Source organism: Lysobacter sp. TAF61 (assembly GCF_052113485.1).
Taxonomy (GTDB): domain Bacteria; phylum Pseudomonadota; class Gammaproteobacteria; order Xanthomonadales; family Xanthomonadaceae; genus Lysobacter_J.
On sequence record NZ_JBFRDH010000002.1, the window covers coordinates 319,247 to 338,746 of the forward strand.

Below are 19,500 nucleotides of genomic sequence, written 5' to 3' on the forward strand. Positions count from 1 at the left end.
TCAAAGTGGGCGCGCATGCTGCCATCACGCGCGGCCATGCTCCAATGCCTGCCATGCCCATCGACCTGCATGCCGGCTACTGGCTGTTCTTCCTGGATTGGTTGATCCGGCTGGCGGCGCTCGCCTGGATACCGGTGCACAGCCCGCCGGCGGCGGCGCGCAGCTGGTTGCTGCTGGTCGGCTTTGTGCCGCTGTTGGGCCTTCCGTTGTACCTGGTGCTGGGCCATCCGTGGCTGGCCCGGCAACGGCGCGAGCGCCAGGCGCTGGCGTCGCAGGTGATCCGCGAACGTCAGGGCTTGCTGCGTGAAGTTCGCTGGCTGCCGCCCGGTGGCGTGGGCGAGGCCAGCGCCGACATCCCGGGCCTGGCCGAGCGATTGGGCGACTTCATGCCCACGCGCGGCAATGGCGTCGAGCTGCTCGATGACTACGCGCAGTCGCTTGCTGCGCTGCTGTCGGATATCGAAGGCGCGCGCAGTGAAGTGCACCTTCTCTACTACCTGATGTTCGACGACGGCGTCGGCGCCGAAGTTGCCGCCGCGCTGCAACGTGCCGCCGCGCGCGGCGTGCGCTGCCGCGTGCTGCTCGATGCGGTCGGCGCCAAGCCGGGACTGCGCGCGTTTGCCCGGCCGCTGCGCGATGCCGGCGTGGAAGTGCACGCGATGCTGGCCGGCGGACTGGCCTGGCGCAGTCTGTCGCGCATGGATCTGCGCAACCACCGCAAGCTGGCGGTCATCGATCGCCAGACCGGCTACATCGGCTCGCAGAACCTGGCGGCGCCGCAGTTCGTGCCCGGCCGGCCCAATCGCGAGCTGGTCGCGCGCGTGCAGGGTCCGGCGGTGCGTCAGCTGGCCGGACTGTTCGCCAGCGACTGGCTGATCGAGACCGGCGAGCGGCTGGCTGCGGACGGCGACTACATCGGCACCGGCGCCGTGCCGGCGCAATTGCTGCCCGGTGGCCCGGCGTATCCGTTCCAGAATGCGCGCAACGTCGTGGTCGCGCTGATCCAGCACGCGCGCCGGCGGGTGGTGCTGACCACGCCCTATTTCGTCCCCGACGATGTCACCCTCGGCGCGCTGCAGCTGGCCGCGCTGTCGGGGGTGGAGGTGCAGCTTGTGCTGTCGCAGAGCAACAACCAGAACCTCACCCGCTGGGCACAGCGCTCCTACTACGAGGAACTGCTGGAGGCCGGGGTCCGCATTGCCCTGTACCGACCACACTTCCTCCACGCCAAGCACCTGAGCGTCGATGACGACATCGCCCTGATCGGCTCGATCAACCTCGACATCCGCTCGTTCGCCCTCAACGCGGAGGCCGGCCTGCTCTGCTACGACCGCGGTGTGGTCGCGCGGCTGCAAGGTATCGAGCGCGACTACCTGGCCGATGCCGAAGTGCTGGCGCTGGACAGCTGGCGCGCCCGCCCGCGCTGGCGACGCAGCGTCGAGGGGATCGCACGGCTGGCCGATTCGCTGATCTGACCCGGCTGGCCCCGCCGGGCTTTGGTCGTAGAGCCACTGCCGCCGCCGCGGTCTACACTGCGGCCATGGCTGGAAAGGGCGGGCGCCGATGATCCCTGGCTGGATTCTGCTGCTGGTATCGGCGGGCTACGTCGGCGTGCTGTTCGTGGTGGCCTACTACGGCGACCAGCGCGACATCGACACGCCCAAATCGCGGTGGATGCGCCCCGCCGTGTACTCGCTGGCGCTGGCGGTCTACTGCTCGTCGTGGACGTTCTACGGCGCGGTCGGCACGGCCGCGCGCACCGGCTTGGGCTTCCTGCCGATCTATCTTGGCCCGCTGCTGATGCTCGCCTTCGGCTGGCGCATCCTCGAACGGCTGGTGCTGATCTCGGGCCAGAACCGCATCGTCTCCATCGCCGACTTCCTGTCCTCGCGCTACGGCCGTGCACCCGGCCTGGCGGCACTGGTCGCGGCGGTGGCGCTGACCGCAGCGGTGCCCTACGTCGCGCTGCAGTTCAAGGCAGTGGCGATGAGCGTGGAGGTGCTGGCCGACGTGCCCAGCGATGCCGGGCTGCTGCAGGATCCGGCGTTCTACGTCGCGCTGTTGCTGGCGGTGTTCGCGATCCTGTTCGGCACGCGCCAGATCGATGCCACCGAGCACCATCGCGGCATGGTGCTGGCGGTTGCGCTGGAGTCGCTGGTGAAGCTGCTGGCCTTCCTCGCCATCGGCCTGTTCGCGCTGTTCCACCTGCCTGGCGTCGGTTCGCTGCCGGCGCGGATGGTACAGGCGGCCAGCATCGTCACCGCACCGGGCGTGCCAGCGGGGTTTGTCGCACAGACCCTGCTCGCCTTCGCCGCGATCGTCTGCCTGCCGCGCCAGTTCCATGTCGCCGTGGTCGAGTGCCAGGACCCGTCCGATCTTCGTTCGGCGCGCTGGATGTTCGGTGGTTACCTGGTGCTGATCTCGCTGCTGGTGGTGCCGATCACGCTGACCGGCCAGGCCCTGCTCGCCGGCACCGGCGCGTCGCCGGATACCTATGTGCTGGCATTGCCGCTGGCGTTGAAGCAGGAATCGCTGGCGCTGATCGTCTACGTCGGCGGTTTCTCCGCCGCCACCGGCATGGTCATCGTCGCCAGCGTCGCGCTGGCGACCATGGTCAGCAACGACCTGATCATGCCGCTGCTGTTGCGCAGCGGTGCATTGCACGAAGGCCAGGGCATCGACCGCCAGGTACTGTGGGTACGCCGCATCACCATCGTCGCGCTGGCGATGATGGCCTATGCCTACCACCGCGGCTCGGCCTACTACAGCCGCTCCGGCGAGGACACGCTCGCCCAGCACGGCCTGCTCGCCTTCGCCGCGGTCGCGCAGTTCGCGCCGGCGTTGATCGGCGGCCTGTACTGGCGTGGCGCCAGCCGTTCCGGCGCATTTGCCGGCCTGTTCGCCGGCACCGTGCTGTGGCTGTACACGCTGTTGCTGCCGGCGCTGGCCCGGGGTGGCTGGCTGGGCTCGGACTGGCTGGACCACGGCCCGCTGGGCGTGGACTGGCTGCAGCCGGAGCAGCTGTTCGGCCTGCATGGTTGGGATCGGCTGACCCACGGCACGTTCTGGTCGCTGTTGTTCAATGTCGGCGTGTTCCTGTTCGTGTCGGTGCGGCAGCGGCCGCGCTTGCAGGAGCAGCTGCTCGCTTCGCCTTACCTCGACCCCTACGTGCAGCGGCCCGCGCTCGGCCCCGGCGGCTGGGCCGGCAGCGTCCGCGGCAGCGAGCTGCTGGCGCTGGCAGAGCGCATCGTCGGTGAGCGCCATGCCCGTCGCGCCTTCGAGGAGTACGCGCAACAGCAGGGCCATCCGTGGCTGCCGGAGCAGCCCGCCGACCGCGCGCTGGCGCAGTTCACCGAGCGCCTGCTGGCTTCGGCCATTGGCGCGGCCTCGGCGCGACTGACCCTGACCACCGCGTTGCGCGGCTCGGGCATGGAGCTGGGCGAGGTGGTCGCGCTGCTCGACGAAGCCAACCAGGAACTGCGCTTCAACCGCCAGATCCTGTCGACGACGCTGGAGAACATCAGCCAGGGCGTCAGCGTGGTCGATGACCAGATGCGCCTGGTGGCGTGGAACCGTCGCTACCAGGAACTGTTCGACTACCCCGACGGCATGCTCTATGTCGGCCGCCCCGTCAGCGACCTGATCCGCTGGAACGCCGAGCGCGGCGAGATGGGCCCGGGCGCGAATTCGGAAGCCATGGTCGAGGCGCAGGTGCAACGGCGACTGTCGCACCTGCGTGCCGGTGCGCCGCACGTGTTCGAACGTGTCCGCAGCAATGGCCAGGTCATCGAGATGCGCGGGCGCCCGCTGCCGGGCGGCTACGTCACCACCTATAGCGACGTCACCGATTACAAGCGCGCCGAGCAGGGCCTGCGCGAGGTCAACGAGACGCTCGAGCAGCGCGTCGAGCTGCGCACGCGTGAAGCCGAGTCGGCGCAGCAGTCAAAGACGCGCTTCCTCGCGGCGATCAGCCATGACGTGCTGCAGCCGCTGAACGCGGCGCGGCTGTTTGCCAGTGCGCTGCGCGAGACGCCAGACCCGGTCGAGCAGGCGCGCCTGGCCGAGCGCGTCGATGCGTCACTGCGCGCCGCCGAAGACCTGCTCGATGGCTTGCTGGATATTTCGCGCCTGGATGCCGGCGCGCTGCGCATCGAGATCGTCGACTTCGACGTCAACGAGCTGCTGCGGGAGCTGGTGGCGCAGTACGCGCCAGTGGCCTCCGGGCGTGGCCTGCAGTTGCGCGTGCGCGCGCCCGACCGGCCCCGGCCGGTGCGCAGCGACCGCCGCCTGCTGCGCCGGGCGTTGCAGAACTTTCTTGCCAACGCCCTGCGCTACACCCGCGAGGGCGGCGTGCTGATCGCCGCGCGCGTGCGCGAAGGCGCGGTCGAGTTGCAGGTCTGGGACACCGGCCCGGGCATCTCCGAGCATCACCTTGGGCAGATCTTCGACGAGTTCCGCCGCTTCGATACCCCGGGTGTCGGTGGCGAACGCGGACTCGGCCTGGGCCTGTCGATCTGCCAGCGCATCGCGCGCACGCTCGAACATCCGCTGCGGGTGCGTTCCAGGATCAGGGTCGGCAGCGTGTTCTCGATCACGGTGCCGTTTGGCCGCGCGATCTATGCCGCGCCACTGCCGGAACCGCACCTGATGGTCGGCGGCGATTCGCTGGCGGGCTTGCGCGTCCTGTGCGTTGACAACGACCGCGAGATCCTCGACGGCATGCGCAGCCTGCTGCAGCGCTGGGGCGTGGTGGCGCTGACCGCGGCCAACGCCGACGAGGCGCTGGCGTTGCTGGGCGAGTGCCCGGACGTGGCCCTGGTCGACTACCACCTGCACGATCGCCTCGATGGCCTGGGCGTGATCGACGAGTTGCGCGCGCAATGCGGGCGCAACCTGCCTGCGGCGTTGCTGACCGGCGACGGCAGCGACGCGCTCAAGCTGGCGGCGCGCGAGCGCGGTTGTCGCGTACTGACCAAGCCGGTGAAGCCGGCGTCGCTGCGCGCGTTCCTGGCCGCCCAGCGGCAAGTGGTGCAGGCGTGACCGGACATCACTGTCCCGGAGCGGCCGCAGTCACGCGCCATACGACGTTGCCGACATCGTCGGCGACCAGCAGCGCACCTTTGCGGTCGAGCACTACGCCAACGGGGCGACCGTGCGCATTGCCGGCGTTGTCGAGGAAGCCGGTAAGCACGTCGCGCATCTGCCCCACTGGCGACCCTGCGCGGAACGGCACGAACACCACCTTGTAGCCGTTGAGCGGCTTGCGGTTCCACGAGCCGTGCAGACCGACGAACGCGCCTTCGGCGTAGTCGCCACCCAGTCCGTCACCGCTGGCGAAGGCCAGGCCCAGCGGCGCGACGTGCGAGCCCAGTGCGTAGTCCGGCCGCCGTGCGCTTGCCACGAGGTCGGGACGCTGCGGTTTGACCCGGGTGTCGACGTGCTGGCCGTAGTAGCTGTAGGGCCAGCCATAGAACGCGCCGCGATCGACGCGGGTCAGATAGTCGGGCACCAGGTCGTTGCCGAGTTCGTCGCGCTCGTTGACTACCGCCCACAGCTGCTGGCTGTGCGGCTCCCAGGCCAGCCCGACCGGATTGCGCAGGCCGCTGGCGTAGATGCGCTGGCTGCCGCGGGCGGGATCGAGCTCCAGCACGGCGGCGCGGTTTGCCTCCACGTCGATGCCGTTCTCGGCGATGTTGCTGTTGGATCCGACGCCGATGTAGAAGCGGCTTCCGTCCGCGCTGGGCAGCAGGCTCTTGGTCCAGTGATGGTTGAACTTGTCGCCCTGCTTGCCCGGCAGGTCGGCGACCCTGGTCGGCGCGGCGGCCAGGCGCAGGTCGCCGTCGTGGTAGCGGGCGCGCACGAGCGAGTCGGCGTTGGCGATGTAGAACGTGTCTCCGACCAGGGCCATGCCGAACGGCGAACTCAGGCCGCTGGCGAACACGCTGCGGGTCTCGGCCACTCCGTCGCCGTCGCGGTCACGCAACAGGGTGATGCGGTTGGGGCTCGGTGTGCCGGCACCGGCACGCTTCATCACCGAACCCATGATCTTGCCCTTGATGCCGCCGATGCCCGGCTTGCCGGGGCCGTTCGATTCGGCGACGAGGACATCGCCATTGGGCAGCACGTACAGCCAGCGCGGGTGATCCAGGCCGGTGGCAAAGGCCTTTACCGACAGTCCACTCGCGGCCGTTGGGGTGAGCTTGGCCGGCCAGCCCTCGGCGGGCGCGATGTTGACCGTCGGGATTGCCGACGGCGCAGGTTCGGCGATTACCGGGTCCGGACCGGTGTCCTCGCCGTTGGCGAGCGAGGCCTGGCCGGCGCAGCCCGCCAGCGCGGTCATGATCGACAGGCAGATCGCACAACGCAGTGATGCGTACATGCAGGCTCCGTTGCTTGCGGATGGATGTGCGGATGGATGTGCGGATGGATGTGCGGATGGATGGTACGGCGCCAGCAGTACGCCGGTGGTCGTAGAACCGGCGTGATCGCAGGCGGGGTGAGGCAGGTGCGGTTCAGAACCGTCGAGAGGGCGTGGAGGTTTTCAATCGCAGGGGCCCGTGGTCGAGCCGGCGGTCAACTCCATGAAACGTCGCTGCATCTCCTGCGGCGTGACGTCCTCGATGCTGTGGCCGATGTTCCAGCGATGGCCGAACGGGTCGCGCACGACGCCGGAACGCTCGCCGTAGAACTGGTCGCGCGCCGGCATCACCAGCGTTGCACCGGTGGCCACCGCCTGGGCGATCACCGCGTCGGCGTTGTCGACGTGCACATGCAGGGTCACGCTGCTGGATGCATCCGGATCCGGGGCGAGGATGCCGTACTCGGGATATTCCTCGCACAGCATCAACGTGGTGCCGGCAATCGACACTTCGGCGTGGCCGATGCGGCCGCCGGCGTCGACCAGGCGCAGGGTTTCGCTGGCGCCGAAGACGTCACGGTAGAAGTCGATCGCCGACTGGGCATCGCGGACACACAGATAGGCAAACAGTTCGCGGGTGGACATGGCGGTCTCGCGGCAGTGGGTGTGCGTGGACCTTAGATCCGCGTGGCACCCGCGTCTTGAAGGAAATTGACCATCGCAACATGGGACTCGCCGCGCACGGGCGCTCGCCGGTATGACTGAGGCGTCATGCCGGACAACTGGCGAAACTCGCGGCTGAAGTGGGCCTGGTCGCTGTAGCCGGCGTCGAAGGCAATGTCGGCCAGACGCCAGCCGTGCGCGAGCAGCTTGAGCGCGTGACGGAAGCGCAGCACGCGCGCATACGCCTTGGGTGCAAGGCCGGTGGCGGCGCGAAAGCGCGTCAGCAGGATCCGATGACTGCAACCGCTGGCCTGTGCCAGCGATGCGACCGCACTGCCCTGTTCCAGCCCCTGCATCGTCTGCGCGATCGCCGGATGCATCGCGCGCACCGGGCGCAGGCGCGCGAGCAGCGCCTGCTGCAACAGCAGCATCTGCTGTGATTCGTCGTCGCTTTCCAGCAACTGCTGCTGCAGGCGCGGAGCGGAAGCGCCCCAGAGCGCTTCGAGCGGGGTGTGGCTGGCGGCAAGCTCGTCGGCATTGCAGCCGAACAATGCCTGGGCCGCACCCGGGCGAAGGATCACGCCGACCGAACGCGACGACTGCGTGGTGTCCTTGGCGTAGAAGCCGGCGCGGGCGCCGGCCACGACTGCGTTGGCGACGGCGTCGCCGCGCAGGTCGCCGGCATCGCGATACAGCCGCAGCGGCCCATCGAGGCGGATCGCAATATGCATGCGGTTGCACGGCAGCACGTGTTCGCGCGGTGCGGCAGATTGCGCGGGCGCGGCACTGGCCCAGACCGCTTCGACGAACGGTCGCAGTGCTGGCAGCGGACGGCGCAGGCTCATGGGGCGGAGAGTACACCCGCGCGGGAATGACCGGACCCGACTACTCGACTTCTTCCGGCGGCGGCACGATCGCGCTGGGGTCGAGCGCGAGACGGCCGGCGATCAGCACGGCCTGGGTGCGGTTGCTGGCGCCGAGCTTGCGCAGGATCGCGGTGACGTGGGCCTTGACCGTGGCCTCGGACACGCCCAGTTCGTAGCCGACCTGCTTGTTGAGCAGGCCGGCGCCGAGCATCTGCAGCACGCGGAACTGCTGTGGGGTCAGTTCGCGCAGGCGCTGCGCGGCGTCGTGCTCGTCGGCGTGCGCGGCAGGGGCGGACAACGCCACGGCCGGCGCCCAGCGGTCGCCATCGAGCACGCGCGTGATCGCTTCGCCGAGCGTGGCAGCGTCGGTCGACTTGGGGATGAAACCCACCGCGCCATGGTCCAGCGCACGCCGCATCACGCTGGGTTCTTCGCGCGCCGACACGACCACGATGGGCAACTGCGGGTGCAGCGCGCGCAGGTGCACCAGCGCGCTGAAGCCCTGCGCGCCCGGCATGTTCAGGTCGAGCAGGAGCAGGTCGGCGTCGGGCTCGGCCTCGACCAGGGTGTACAGCGCCTCGACACTGTCGGCCTCGCGCAGCTCCGCTTCCGGCAGCACCCGTGCGACCGCGCCGCGCAGGGCTTCGCGGAACAGCGGGTGGTCGTCAGCGATCAGCAGGGTGGGCATGGCGTGGGTCAGGGTACGCGACGTTCGTTGACCAGGCTCTCGACCACGCTGGGATCGGCCAGCGTGCTGGTGTCGCCGAGCTGGTCGGGCGCGTTCTCGGCGATCTTGCGCAGGATCCGGCGCATGATCTTGCCCGAGCGCGTCTTCGGCAGGCCCGGCGCCCATTGCAGGTGATCGGGCGTGGCGATCGGGCCGATCTCCTTGCGCACGTGCGCGATCAGCTCCTTGTGCAGGGCCTCGGTGGCGGGCTCGCCGGCAATCAGCGTGACGTAGGCATAGATGCCCTGGCCCTTGATGTCGTGCGGGAAGCCGACCACCGCCGCTTCGGCCACCTTCGGGTGCGAGACCAGTGCGCTTTCGACTTCGGCCGTGCCGATGCGGTGGCCGCTGACGTTGATCACGTCGTCGACGCGGCCGGTGATCCAGTAATAGCCATCGGCATCGCGGCGGCAACCGTCGCCGGTGAAATACATGCCCGGGTAGGTGCGGAAATAGGTGTCGATGAAGCGCTGGTGGTCGCCGTAAACGGTGCGCATCTGGCCGGGCCAGGAATCGAGCAGGACCAGGTTGCCCTCCGCCTCGCCGTCGAGCAGCTTGCCGTTGGCATCGACCAGCGCCGGCTGCACGCCGAAGAAGGGCTTGGTCGCCGAACCGGGCTTGAGGTCGATCGCGCCGGCCAGCGGGGTGATCAGGATGCCGCCGGTCTCGGTCTGCCACCACGTGTCGACGATTGGGCAACGCGAGTCGCCGACCACTTCGTAGTACCAGCGCCAGGCCTCGGGGTTGATCGGTTCGCCGACCGTGCCGAGCAGGCGCAGCGAGGCGCGCGAGGTCTTCTGTACCGGCTCTTCGCCGTCGCGCATCAGCGCGCGGATCGCGGTGGGTGCGGTGTAGAAGATGGTGACCTTGTGCTTGTCGATCACTTCCCAGAAACGCGACACGCTCGGGTAGTTCGGCACGCCTTCGAACACCACGGCAGTCGAACCGTTGGCCAGCGGACCGTAGACGATGTAGCTGTGGCCGGTGACCCAGCCGACGTCGGCGGTGCACCAGTAGATGTCGTCGTCGCGCAGGTCGAACACCATCTCGTGGGTGTAGCTGGCGTAGACCAGGTAACCGGCGGTGGTGTGCAGCACGCCCTTGGGCTTTCCGGTCGAACCGGAGGTGTAGAGGATGAACAGCGGGTCCTCGGCATTCATGCGCTCGGGCGCGCAGTCCTCCGGCTGACCTTCGACGATGGCGTCGTACCAGCGGTCGCGCGGCATTTGCATGTCGACGGCCGAACCGGTGTGGCGAACCACCAGCACCGTCTCCACCGTGTTGGTGCCCGGCATCTTCAGCGCCGCGTCGACGTTGGCCTTCAGCGGCACCTTCTTGCCACCGCGCAGGCCTTCGTCGGCGGTGATGATCAGCTTGCTGGTGCAGTCGGCGACGCGGTCGGCGATCGAGTTCGGGGCGAAGCCGCCGAACACCACCGAGTGGATCGCGCCGACGCGGGCGCAGGCGAGCATCGAGACGATCGCCTCCGGGATCATCGGCAGGTAGATGGTGATGCGGTCGCCCTTGCGCACGCCGAGCGAACGCAGGGCGTTGGCGAGCTTGCACACGCGCGCATGCAGGTCGCGGTAGGTGATGTGCTCGGCCGGCCTGGACGGATCGTCGTGTTCGAAGATCAGCGCGGTCTTGTCGCCCTTTTCCGCCAGGTGGCGATCGAGGCAGTTGACGCTGGCATTGAGCTCGCCGTCCTCGTACCAGCGGATATGGAAGTCGTCGAGCTGGTAGCTGACGTCCTTGACCTTGGTCGGTGCCCGGAACCAGTCCAGGCGCTGCCCGACCTTGCCCCAGAACGCGTCCGGCTGCGCCACCGATTCGGCATACATGCGCTCGTACGCCTCGCGCGTGACCCGCGACTTGGCGGCGAATCCGGGATCGACGGGATGGACGGTGGCGGGGTGGTTCATGGCGTGCTCCGGGACAAGGTTCTGTCGGGGTGTCTGGCGAGCGTTCCAGTGTGCCGCATTCACTGTTAAAGCCTCATCCCGCCGGGTGTAGACGATAGTCGTAAACGGGCTCCAGAGGCCCTCTCCTACGACCAATGGGGAATGGTTGTGCAGCGCGATGGGCCAGCAGGCTGGCCGCAGCCGCGCATTGGGTGCGGCGTTCCGTTGGGAGGGAATCATGTCCGCAATCATTGCGTCGCCGACGAGCAAGGCCGCGACCCCGCGCCGCCGCCCGCTCGCCGCCGCCCTGCTGGTCGCGCTGGCGTTGCCGGGGATGGCATTCGCACAAACGGCGAAGGAGAAGGAGCTCGAGGCGCGCGTCGCCCAGCTCGAAGCCATGGTCAAGCAGCTGGTCTCGCAGCAGCAACAGCAGCAGAGCCAGATCAGTGAAGTGAAGACGGCGCAGGCCACGGCACCGGCCGCGCCTGTCGCAGCGGCCGCCGCTGCGCCCGTTACCGCGGGTGCTGTCGCCGGGAATCCGCCGGCGCCGGCCAAACCGACCATCCAGACCGCGCCGATCATGGCCACGGCCAACCCGGGCACGCGCTTCAGCTACGGCGGCTTCATCAAGCTCGATGCCTCGCTGACCAAGACCAACGACGGCGACATCCCCGACGGCACGGTCGGGCGCCTGTTCTACGTGCCCAAGACCATCCCTGTCGGCAACGGCCGCACCGACGAGGGCGGGTCGGACACCGACATGGGCGTGAACTTCTCGCGCTTCTGGTTCGGCGCCGACACCGACCTGGACAGCGGCGACAAGCTCAAGGCCTACCTGGAGTTCGATCTGTTCGGTGGCGGCAGCACCGCGTTTACCGGCAACGAGATCGCCACCAACACCTATGCCCTGACCCTGCGCCAGGCCTACGTGCAGTGGAACAACTGGCTGGCCGGCCAGACCTGGACCAACTTCCAGGACATCGCCGCGCTGCCCGACACGGTCGACTTCCTTGGCCCGACGGAAGGCACGGTGTTCGTTCGCCAGGCGCAGTTGCGCTACACCAGTGGCCCGTGGTCGTTCTCGATGGAGAACCCGGAGACGGTGTACACGCCGTTCAACGGCAACATGGCGCAGGTCCAGGGTGACGATGGCGCAGCGCCGGACTTCACCGCCCGCTACACCTTCAAGGGCGACTGGGGCCACTTCAGCGCCGCCGGCCTGGTGCGCCAGCTGGCTTACCAGAACGGACCGCTCAACCAGGACTCCGACAGCATGGGCTACGGCCTGAGCGTGTCGGGCAAGTTCAATCTCGGCAAGAACGACGACATCCGTTACATGGTCACCGGCGGCAGCGGCATCAGCCGCTACCTCGGCCTGGCGCTCAACAACGACGCCGTGCTCGACTCCACCGGCGACCTGGACAACATCGACATGGTTGCCGGCTTCGTCGGCTGGCGTCACGTGTTCAGCCCGAAGCTGCGCACGAACATCTTCTACTCGCGCGCCGACTACGACCAGGACACCGCGCTGACCGGACTTCTCATCACCAAGGGGGCGCAGTCCGGCCACGTCAACGTGATCTATACGCCGCTGCCCAAACTCGACCTCGGCGCCGAGCTGATCTGGGGCCAGCGTGAACTCGAAAACGGCGACCGCGGCGACCTCAATCGCCTGCAGACGCACGTGAAGTACAACTTCTAAGGGGCGACGAACGCATGTCCACCATCACCGCTAATTCCGGCAAGCCTGCCGCATCGCTGACGCAGGGGCACAAGAAGGTCATCTTCGCCTCCAGCCTCGGCACCGTGTTCGAGTGGTACGACTTCTACCTGTACGGCTCGCTCGCGGCGATCATCGCCAAGCAGTTCTTCTCCGGCCTCAACGACACCAGCGCCTTCATCTTCGCCCTGCTCGCCTTCGCCGCCGGCTTCGCCGTGCGTCCATTCGGCGCGATCATCTTCGGCCGCATCGGCGACATGATCGGTCGCAAGTACACGTTCCTGGTCACGATCGTGATCATGGGCCTGTCGACGTTCCTGGTCGGCATCCTGCCCAACTACGCCAGCATCGGTTTCGCCGCTCCCGCAATCCTGATCCTGCTGCGGTTGCTGCAGGGCCTGGCACTGGGCGGCGAGTACGGTGGCGCGGCGACCTACGTCGCCGAGCACGCGCCGCACGGCAAGCGTGGCCTCTACACCAGCTTCATCCAGACCACCGCCACGATCGGCTTGTTCCTGTCGCTGCTGGTGATCCTGGGCGTGCGCACCTACCTGGGCACCGAAGCGTTCGAAGCCTGGGGCTGGCGCATTCCGTTCCTGCTGTCGATCATCCTGCTCGGCGTGTCGGTGTGGATCCGCATGCAGCTGCACGAGTCGCCGCTGTTCCAGCAGATGAAGGCCGAGGGCAAGACCTCCAAGGCGCCGATCACCGAGAGCTTCTTCACCCGCAACGGCCGCATCGTGCTGCTCGCCCTGCTCGGCGCCACTGCCGGCCAGGCCGTGGTCTGGTACGCCGGCCAGTTCTACGCGATGTACTTCCTGACGCAATCGCTGAAGGTCGACGCGACCACGACGTGGTTGCTGATTGCCGCGGCACTGGCGATCGGCACGCCGTTCTTCGTGTTCTTCGGCTGGCTGTCGGACAAGATCGGGCGCAAGAAGATCGTGATGGCCGGCTGCCTGATCGCCGCGCTGACCTACTTCCCGCTGTTCAAGGCGCTGACCCACTACGCCAACCCGGCCATCGCCGAAGCCAGCACCAATGCGCCGGCGGTGGTTCATGCCGACCCGAGCACGTGCTCGTTCCAGTTCGACCCGGTCGGCAAGAAGGTGTTCTCGAACTCCTGCGACATCGCCACCGCGGCGTTGGCGAAGGCCGGCGTGCCCTACACCATCGAGGCCGCCCCGGCCGGCAGCGTCGCCAAGGTCACTGTCGGTTCGACCGAAGTGGGCGGCTATGAAGGCGCGGGCCTGAGCAAGGAAGACGGCAAGGCCAAGGGCGATGCGTTCACCGGCGAGCTGAAGTCGGCCCTCAAGGCCGGCGGCTATCCCGAGAAGGCCGACGACGCGCGCATCAACAAGCCGATGGTGCTGCTGGTCCTGACCATCCTGGTGATCTACGTGACGATGGTCTACGGCCCGATCGCGGCATGGCTGGTCGAGCTGTTCCCGACCCGCATACGCTATACCTCGATGTCGCTGCCGTATCACATCGGCAATGGCTGGTTCGGCGGCTTCCTGCCGACGATCGCCTTCGCCCTGGTCGCGGCCACCGGCAACATGTACTACGGCCTGTGGTATCCGATCGTGATCGCGCTGATGACGTTCGTGATCGGCTCGCTGTTCCTGCGCGAGACGAAGGACGTGGATATCACGCAGTAACTGCCGACTCGTCGTGGTGCGGTAATGACAACGCCGGCCCTGGGCCGGCGTTGTTGTTTTGCTTCGTCATTCCCGCGCAGGCGGGAATGACGGACTTCTAGCTCTTTTTCGCGCGCGCAAACGCTGCCGCCAGCGCGTTGTTCGCCGGCGCCGGCGCCTGCTTCGGCACCGGTGCGGCGCGACCACCGTCGCGGCCACCACGGTTCCCGTTCGGACGCGCATCGCGCTCCTCGCGCGGGCCGCGCGTAGCAGGCGCGCTGTCGTCGAGGCGACGCGTCAATGCGATGCGCTTGCGGGCGACATCGACCTCGAGCACCTTCACCTTGACGATGTCGCCGGCCTTCACCACTTCGCGCGGATCCTTGACGTACTTGTCCGACAGCGCCGAGATGTGGATCAGGCCGTCCTGGTGCACGCCGATGTCGACGAACGCGCCGAACGCGGCGACATTGCTGACAACGCCTTCCAGGATCATGCCCTCGCGCAGGTCCTTGATGTCCTCGACACCGTCGGCGAAGCGCGCGGCCTTGAACTCGGGGCGCGGATCGCGGCCGGGCTTCTCGAGTTCCTTGAGGATATCGCGCACCGTCGGCACGCCGAAGCGATCGTCGGTGAACTGCTCGGCTTTCAGGCCGCGCAGCAGCGGGGCGTCGCCGATCAGCTGCTTCACTTCGCGACCGCACTGCTTGAGGATGCGCTCGACCACCGGATAGGCCTCCGGGTGCACCGACGAGGCGTCCAGCGGCTGGTCGCCGTCGCTGATGCGCAGGAAGCCGGCGCACTGCTCGAACGTCTTGTCGCCCAGGCGCGGTACCTTCAGCAGTTCCTTGCGGCTCTTGAAGGCGCCGTTGCTGTCGCGGTAGACGACGATGTTCTCGGCCACGGTCGACGACAGGCCCGACACGCGCGTCAGCAGCGCGGCCGAAGCGGTGTTCACGTCGACACCGACGGCGTTCACGCAGTCCTCCACGCGCGCGTCGAGCGTGCGCGCCAGGCGGAACTGGTCGACGTCGTGCTGGTACTGGCCGACACCAATGGCCTTCGGCTCGATCTTGACCAGCTCGGCCAATGGATCCTGCAGGCGTCGCGCGATCGACACCGCGCCGCGGATCGACACGTCGAGGTTGGGGAATTCCTTGGCCGCGAATTCCGACGCCGAGTACACCGACGCGCCGGCTTCGCTGACCACGATCTTCTGCATCGACAGCGTCGGTGCGAGCTTGATCAGATCGCCGGCAAGCTTGTCGGTCTCGCGTGAGGCGGTGCCGTTGCCGATCGCGATCAGTTCGACCTGGTGCTTGACGCACAGCTGGCGCAGGATCGCCAACGACTGGTCCCACTGGCGCTTGGGCTCGTGCGGGTAGATCGTCGCGTGGTCGACGAACTTGCCGGTGCTGTCGACCACGGCGACCTTCACGCCGGTGCGCAGGCCCGGATCGAGGCCGAGCACGGCCTTGGCGCCGGCGGGCGCTGCCAGCATCAGGTCCTTGAGGTTGTCGCCGAACACATCGATCGCTTCCGCCTCGGCCTTCTCGCGCGCCTGCGCAAACAGGTCGAGCAGCAGGTGCAGGTGCAGCTTGGCCTTCCAGGTCAGGCGGCAGCAGTCGAGCAGCCACTTGTCGGCGGGACGGCCCTGGGCCCTGATGCCGGCATGCACGGCAACGCGGCCTTCGGCCTGCAGGTGGCCGGCGGCGGCATCGGTGCCCGGGTCGAGGTCGAGGAACAGGAACTCTTCGCGGCGGCCGCGGAACAGTGCGAGCAGCCGATGCGACGGAATCTTCGAGAGCGGTTCGGCATGGTCGAAGTAGTCGCGGAACTTCTCGCCGGCCAGCTCCTTGCCCTCGGCGACCTTGGCGCGGATCACGCCGACCTCATGCAGCCAGCCGCGCAGTTCGCCGACCAGTGCCGCGTCCTCGCCCCAGCGCTCCATCAGGATCGCGCGGGCGCCGTCCAGCGCGGCCTTGGTGTCGGCCACGCCCTTCTCGGCATCGATGAACCCGGCGGCGAATTCTTCCGGCACCAACATCGGATCGGCCAGCAGGCCTTCGGCGAGCGGCTCGAGGCCGGCTTCGCGCGCGATCTGCGCCTTGGTGCGGCGCTTGGGCTTGTAGGGCAGGTACAGGTCTTCCAGGCGCGACTTGCTGTCGGCCGCCTCGATCTCGCCACGCAGTTCGTCGCTCAGCTTGCCCTGTTCTTCGATGCTGGCCAGCACCGCGGCGCGGCGATCCTCGAGTTCGCGCAGGTAGGTCAGACGCGTCTCAAGGTTGCGCAGCTGGGTGTCGTCGAGGCCGCCGGTGACTTCCTTGCGGTAGCGCGCGATGAACGGCACGGTCGCGCCTTCATCGAGCAGGGCGATGGCGGACTGGGCCTGTTGGGTCTGGGCGCCGATTTCCTCGGCGATGAGACGGGCGATCTTGCCCGCAACCTGGGCGGCGACTTGCTTGTGGTCCTGCATTGCATCCAATCGTGAAAACCCGGAATTCCGGGGAGAAGGCGATTGTCGCAATGCCGGCGCTGGCGCGTAACCCGTTGACAGGGCGGCGCCGTAGTGCGTTCGCGGCGAGGGTGGTGCTGAATGGCCGCCAGCGCGGTTTCGCCGGGGCGTGGCAGAATCCGCGCATGCGCCGACATGCCCTCGCCTGGTTGTGCTCGTCCACCCTCCTGCTAGCCGGTCTGGCGTCCGCCGCGACGCCCGACCGCGCACTGGTGTTCACCAGGACCGCCGGCTGGCGCCATACGTCGATTCCGACCGCGGTGGCCACGCTGCAGCGACTGGCTGCCGACCAGGGGCTCGAAGTCGATCACAGCGAGGACGCTGGCGACTTCAACGCGGCCAATCTTGCGCGATACAAGGTGGTCATTTTCGCCAGCACCACCGGCGACATCCTCGATCCCGGCCAGCAGCAGGCGCTGCAGGCCTTCGTGCGCGGCGGCGGCGGCTTCGTCGGCGTGCACGCGGCCGCCGATACCGGGCACGACTGGCCCTGGTACGGGCAACTGGTCGGCGCCTGGTTCAAGTCGCACCCGAAGGGATTGCAGTCGACACTGGTGCGGCCGGAGCTCGACGGCGAGGCGAGCGGCAAGCCGTGGCCGATCACCGACGAGCTGTACAACTACGACCGCAACCCGCGCGACCAGGTGCACGTCCTGGCCACCGTCGACGAATCGCTGTACGAAGGCGGCACCATGGGCAAGGACCATCCGATCAGCTGGTGCCATGCCTTCGAGGGCGGGCGCAGCTGGTACACGGGCCTGGGGCATGACGATGTCGTCTATGCCGATCCGAACTTCCTGGAACAGCTGCGACGGGGTCTGAGCTACGCGACCCGGAAGTCGGACGACTGCTGAGACGCTCGTCCGTTACGGAGTCCCGGCCAGCGCTCGCGATGGTCGCGGCACATCGACGGAATACGTGCCTTCCTCGTCGCTGCACTCCTCCTCGATCACCGGCTCGAGCGTGGCCTCCAGCTCGCCATCCCGATCCTGTTCAAGCAGTTCGTCCAGCTCCTCGATCCGCGACTGCGGCGAGGCGGCCAGGAACGACGCGTAGGCCGCCAGCGCGCTGCGCACGCCCGCCACCTGCGGTGCGATCGGATCGTCCTTGAGGTCCGGGTGCTGGATCTGGAAGGCGGCGTTGCCGAACATCATCTGCATCATCAGCTCGGGCGCGTGCGGCGCATCCTCGCCGATGTCCGGGCCGAGCAGGTCGCAGACCATCACCATCACGTCCGGGCTGTCCACGGTCCATCGCATCAGCCAACCGCGAATGCGCTTGCCGGGATCGGAAAGTGGACGCTGCTCCAGCTGGCGCGTGAGGCGGATGAACTTCGCCTTGTCGGTCTCCGTCGAAGCCTTCGGACCGGCCATGGCCGTGCCTGCCAGCAGGCAGAGCGCCGCGATAGAAATTCCCCTCATGCACGCCCCCGCGCGTTTAGTGACGGCGGCCCACGACCAAGCGCGCCAGAAGTACCGATGCAACCGCGGCGACGCTACCACCGGCATCGCAGGACAAGCAAATGGCCGCATGCCGCGGGTAGAGCCGCAACGGGCGGGCTGCAACGGGTCGAGCTGGTCTCACCGGTCATTCACCGGTCGCCTGCCATGGTCCGCATCGCCGCCTTTCCGGGATGCCGTCATGTCGAGCCTGCCCTTTCGTCGCCTGATGTTGGCCACTGCGGTGTCCGTCGTGATGGCCGCCACCGTCACCGCCTGCAAGAAGACGGAAACCGCACCGACCGCCACGTCGCCAGCGGCCACGGATGCCGCATCCGACGCCGCGCACAAGGCCAATGTCGATCTCGTCGCCGACGCCTATCTGTTCGGCTATCCACTGGTGCTGGTAGACGTGACGCGGGCAGTGTCGACCAACGTCGCCGACGCCAGCGACGGGGAGAAGGCGCCGACCAACCAGTTCCTCCACAAGCGCGAGTTCCCCGACTACACCTTCACCGACGTGGTCAGCCCCAATGCCGACACGTTGTACTCGATTGCCTGGCTCGACCTGTCGAAGGAGCCGATGGTGCTCAGCGTGCCCGACATGGGCAAGCGCTTCTACATGATGGAAATGATGGGCGCCTGGACCGATGTCTTCGCCTCGCCGGGGTCGCGCACCACCGGCACGGGCAAGGGCGATTTCGCGGTGGTCGGCCCGGGATGGAAGGGCACCCTGCCCGAGGGCCTCAAGACGATACAGTCGCCAACGAACCTGGTGTGGTTGATTGGCCGCACGCAGACCAACGGCAAGAGCGACTACAAGGCCGTGCATGCCATCCAGGACAAGTACCGTCTGGTTCCACTCAGCGGCTGGGGCAAGCCTTACCAGGCGCCCACCGGCCTTCCGGTTGCGGCCGACATCGACATGAAGACGCCTCCGCCGGCGCAGGTGGCGAGCATGGACGCGGCCACGTTCTTCGGCAGGCTCAACCGTCTGATGCAGGACAACCCGCCTTCGGCGGCGGATGCGCCGGCGCTGGAGCGTTTCGCCAAGCTTGGTATCGCACCTGGCAAGCCGTTTGATGCGGCGTCGCTGGATCCCGCGGTCGCGGCTGCACTGGACGAGGGGATGAAGGCGGGCCGTGAAAAACTCATTGCTGAGACCAAGGCGCCACGCGGCAAGGAGATCAACGGCTGGACGGTCCTGCCGCCCAACGTCGCCAACTTTGGTACCGACTACAGCACCCGTGCAGTGGTCGCGCTCGTCGGCCTGGGCGCCAACCTTCCGTCGGATGCCATCTATCCCCACGCCGTCGCCGATTCCGATGGCCAGCCGTTGAATGGTGCCAACCGCTACACGATGAAGTTCGCCAAGGGCCAGCTGCCCCCGGTCAAGGCGTTCTGGTCGATCACGACCTACAACGACAAGCAGGCCTTCATCCAGAACCCGATCAACCGTTACGCCATTGGCGACCGCGACAAGCTCAGGTTCGATCCCGACGGTTCGCTGACGCTGTACATCCAGAAGGATTCGCCGGGCAAGGACAAGGAAGCGAACTGGCTGCCGGTTCCGGAAGGATCGTTCAACCTGTTCATGCGGCTGTACTGGCCTGAGCAGACGATCGTCGACGGCACGTGGAAGATGCCGCCGGTGGAGCGGGTGAAGTAGCA

At 67.7% G+C, this 19,500-nt stretch carries 13 protein-coding genes; 6 read left to right on the forward strand and 7 right to left on the reverse strand.

The features are described 5' to 3' along the window. The first annotated feature begins 44 nt into the window (after positions 1-44). Together cls and AB4Y64_RS05915 are read left to right on the forward strand one after the other, a co-directional pair. Positions 45-1,475, forward strand: coding sequence for a cardiolipin synthase (cls, locus tag AB4Y64_RS05910; RefSeq protein ID WP_441815508.1), 1,431 nt, complete (start codon positions 45-47; stop codon positions 1,473-1,475). Positions 1,476-1,563: 88 nt separating this feature from the next. Beyond that, a complete protein-coding gene (locus AB4Y64_RS05915) occupies positions 1,564-5,040 on the forward strand; it encodes a PAS domain-containing hybrid sensor histidine kinase/response regulator (protein WP_441815509.1) in 3,477 nt (1,158 codons plus the stop codon). 7 nt (positions 5,041-5,047) lie between these two features. Here AB4Y64_RS05915 and AB4Y64_RS05920 read toward each other — a convergent pair whose 3' ends face one another. The 5 genes from AB4Y64_RS05920 to acs all read right to left on the reverse strand — a co-directional run bounded on the left by AB4Y64_RS05920 (position 5,048) and on the right by acs (position 10,536). Then, positions 5,048-6,379, reverse strand: coding sequence for a PQQ-dependent sugar dehydrogenase (locus tag AB4Y64_RS05920; RefSeq protein WP_441815510.1), 1,332 nt, complete (start codon positions 6,377-6,379; stop codon positions 5,048-5,050). Between the two features lie 162 nt (positions 6,380-6,541). After that, entirely contained in the window at positions 6,542-7,003 is a 462-nt protein-coding gene (locus AB4Y64_RS05925) for a VOC family protein (protein WP_441815511.1), read from the reverse strand. A 32-nt stretch (positions 7,004-7,035) separates the two neighbouring features. Further along, on the reverse strand, positions 7,036-7,866 hold the full coding sequence (locus AB4Y64_RS05930) for a helix-turn-helix domain-containing protein (protein ID WP_441815512.1): 831 nt from the start codon (positions 7,864-7,866) through the stop codon (positions 7,036-7,038). A gap of 40 nt (positions 7,867-7,906) precedes the next feature. Beyond that, entirely contained in the window at positions 7,907-8,575 is a 669-nt protein-coding gene (locus tag AB4Y64_RS05935; RefSeq protein ID WP_441815513.1) for a response regulator, read from the reverse strand. A gap of 8 nt (positions 8,576-8,583) precedes the next feature. Beyond that, the gene (gene acs / locus AB4Y64_RS05940) at positions 8,584-10,536 is read right to left on the reverse strand and encodes an acetate--CoA ligase (RefSeq protein WP_441815514.1); all 1,953 of its coding nucleotides are present in this window, start codon (positions 10,534-10,536) and stop codon (positions 8,584-8,586) included. Between the two features lie 217 nt (positions 10,537-10,753). On the opposite strand from acs, the gene AB4Y64_RS05945 reads away from it, so the two are divergent. After that, positions 10,754-12,217, forward strand: a complete 1,464-nt coding sequence (locus AB4Y64_RS05945; RefSeq protein WP_441815515.1) for a DcaP family trimeric outer membrane transporter — start codon at positions 10,754-10,756, stop codon at positions 12,215-12,217. Positions 12,218-12,231: 14 nt separating this feature from the next. After that, positions 12,232-13,896 (forward strand): MFS transporter, encoded by a 1,665-nt coding sequence (locus AB4Y64_RS05950; protein ID WP_441815516.1) that lies wholly within the window; start codon positions 12,232-12,234, stop codon positions 13,894-13,896. Between the two features lie 97 nt (positions 13,897-13,993). Here the strand turns inward: AB4Y64_RS05950 and AB4Y64_RS05955 are convergent, their stop codons facing one another. Further along, on the reverse strand, positions 13,994-16,351 hold the full coding sequence (locus tag AB4Y64_RS05955; protein WP_441815517.1) for a Tex family protein: 2,358 nt from the start codon (positions 16,349-16,351) through the stop codon (positions 13,994-13,996). Between the two features lie 164 nt (positions 16,352-16,515). Between AB4Y64_RS05955 and AB4Y64_RS05960 the strand changes: the two genes are divergently transcribed. Continuing rightward, complete coding sequence (locus tag AB4Y64_RS05960) at positions 16,516-17,244, forward strand: ThuA domain-containing protein (protein ID WP_441815518.1); 729 nt, start codon at positions 16,516-16,518, stop codon at positions 17,242-17,244. A gap of 12 nt (positions 17,245-17,256) precedes the next feature. On the opposite strand, the gene AB4Y64_RS05965 is transcribed toward AB4Y64_RS05960, so the two are convergent. Continuing rightward, positions 17,257-17,811: a hypothetical protein gene (locus AB4Y64_RS05965; RefSeq protein WP_441815519.1), complete on the reverse strand. Its 555-nt coding sequence runs from the start codon at positions 17,809-17,811 to the stop codon at positions 17,257-17,259. A 220-nt stretch (positions 17,812-18,031) separates the two neighbouring features. On the opposite strand from AB4Y64_RS05965, the gene AB4Y64_RS05970 reads away from it, so the two are divergent. Beyond that, entirely contained in the window at positions 18,032-19,498 is a 1,467-nt protein-coding gene (locus AB4Y64_RS05970; RefSeq protein ID WP_441815520.1) for a DUF1254 domain-containing protein, read from the forward strand. Positions 19,499-19,500: the final 2 nt, after the last annotated feature.

What these genes read in the sequence shown, in the direction of transcription:
- acs (WP_441815514.1), bottom strand. Translation starts at nt 10,536, where the DNA reads ATGAACCACCCCGCCACCGTCCATCCCGTCGATCCCGGATTCGCCGCC.
- AB4Y64_RS05950 (WP_441815516.1), top strand. Translation starts at nt 12,232, where the DNA reads ATGTCCACCATCACCGCTAATTCCGGCAAGCCTGCCGCATCGCTGACG.
- AB4Y64_RS05960 (WP_441815518.1), top strand. Translation starts at nt 16,516, where the DNA reads ATGCGCCGACATGCCCTCGCCTGGTTGTGCTCGTCCACCCTCCTGCTA.
- AB4Y64_RS05970 (WP_441815520.1), top strand. Translation starts at nt 18,032, where the DNA reads ATGTCGAGCCTGCCCTTTCGTCGCCTGATGTTGGCCACTGCGGTGTCC.
- AB4Y64_RS05920 (WP_441815510.1), bottom strand. Translation starts at nt 6,379, where the DNA reads ATGTACGCATCACTGCGTTGTGCGATCTGCCTGTCGATCATGACCGCG.
- AB4Y64_RS05935 (WP_441815513.1), bottom strand. Translation starts at nt 8,575, where the DNA reads ATGCCCACCCTGCTGATCGCTGACGACCACCCGCTGTTCCGCGAAGCC.
- AB4Y64_RS05915 (WP_441815509.1), top strand. Translation starts at nt 1,564, where the DNA reads ATGATCCCTGGCTGGATTCTGCTGCTGGTATCGGCGGGCTACGTCGGC.
- AB4Y64_RS05945 (WP_441815515.1), top strand. Translation starts at nt 10,754, where the DNA reads ATGTCCGCAATCATTGCGTCGCCGACGAGCAAGGCCGCGACCCCGCGC.
- AB4Y64_RS05955 (WP_441815517.1), bottom strand. Translation starts at nt 16,351, where the DNA reads ATGCAGGACCACAAGCAAGTCGCCGCCCAGGTTGCGGGCAAGATCGCC.
- AB4Y64_RS05925 (WP_441815511.1), bottom strand. Translation starts at nt 7,003, where the DNA reads ATGTCCACCCGCGAACTGTTTGCCTATCTGTGTGTCCGCGATGCCCAG.
- AB4Y64_RS05965 (WP_441815519.1), bottom strand. Translation starts at nt 17,811, where the DNA reads ATGAGGGGAATTTCTATCGCGGCGCTCTGCCTGCTGGCAGGCACGGCC.
- AB4Y64_RS05930 (WP_441815512.1), bottom strand. Translation starts at nt 7,866, where the DNA reads ATGAGCCTGCGCCGTCCGCTGCCAGCACTGCGACCGTTCGTCGAAGCG.
- cls (WP_441815508.1), top strand. Translation starts at nt 45, where the DNA reads ATGCCTGCCATGCCCATCGACCTGCATGCCGGCTACTGGCTGTTCTTC.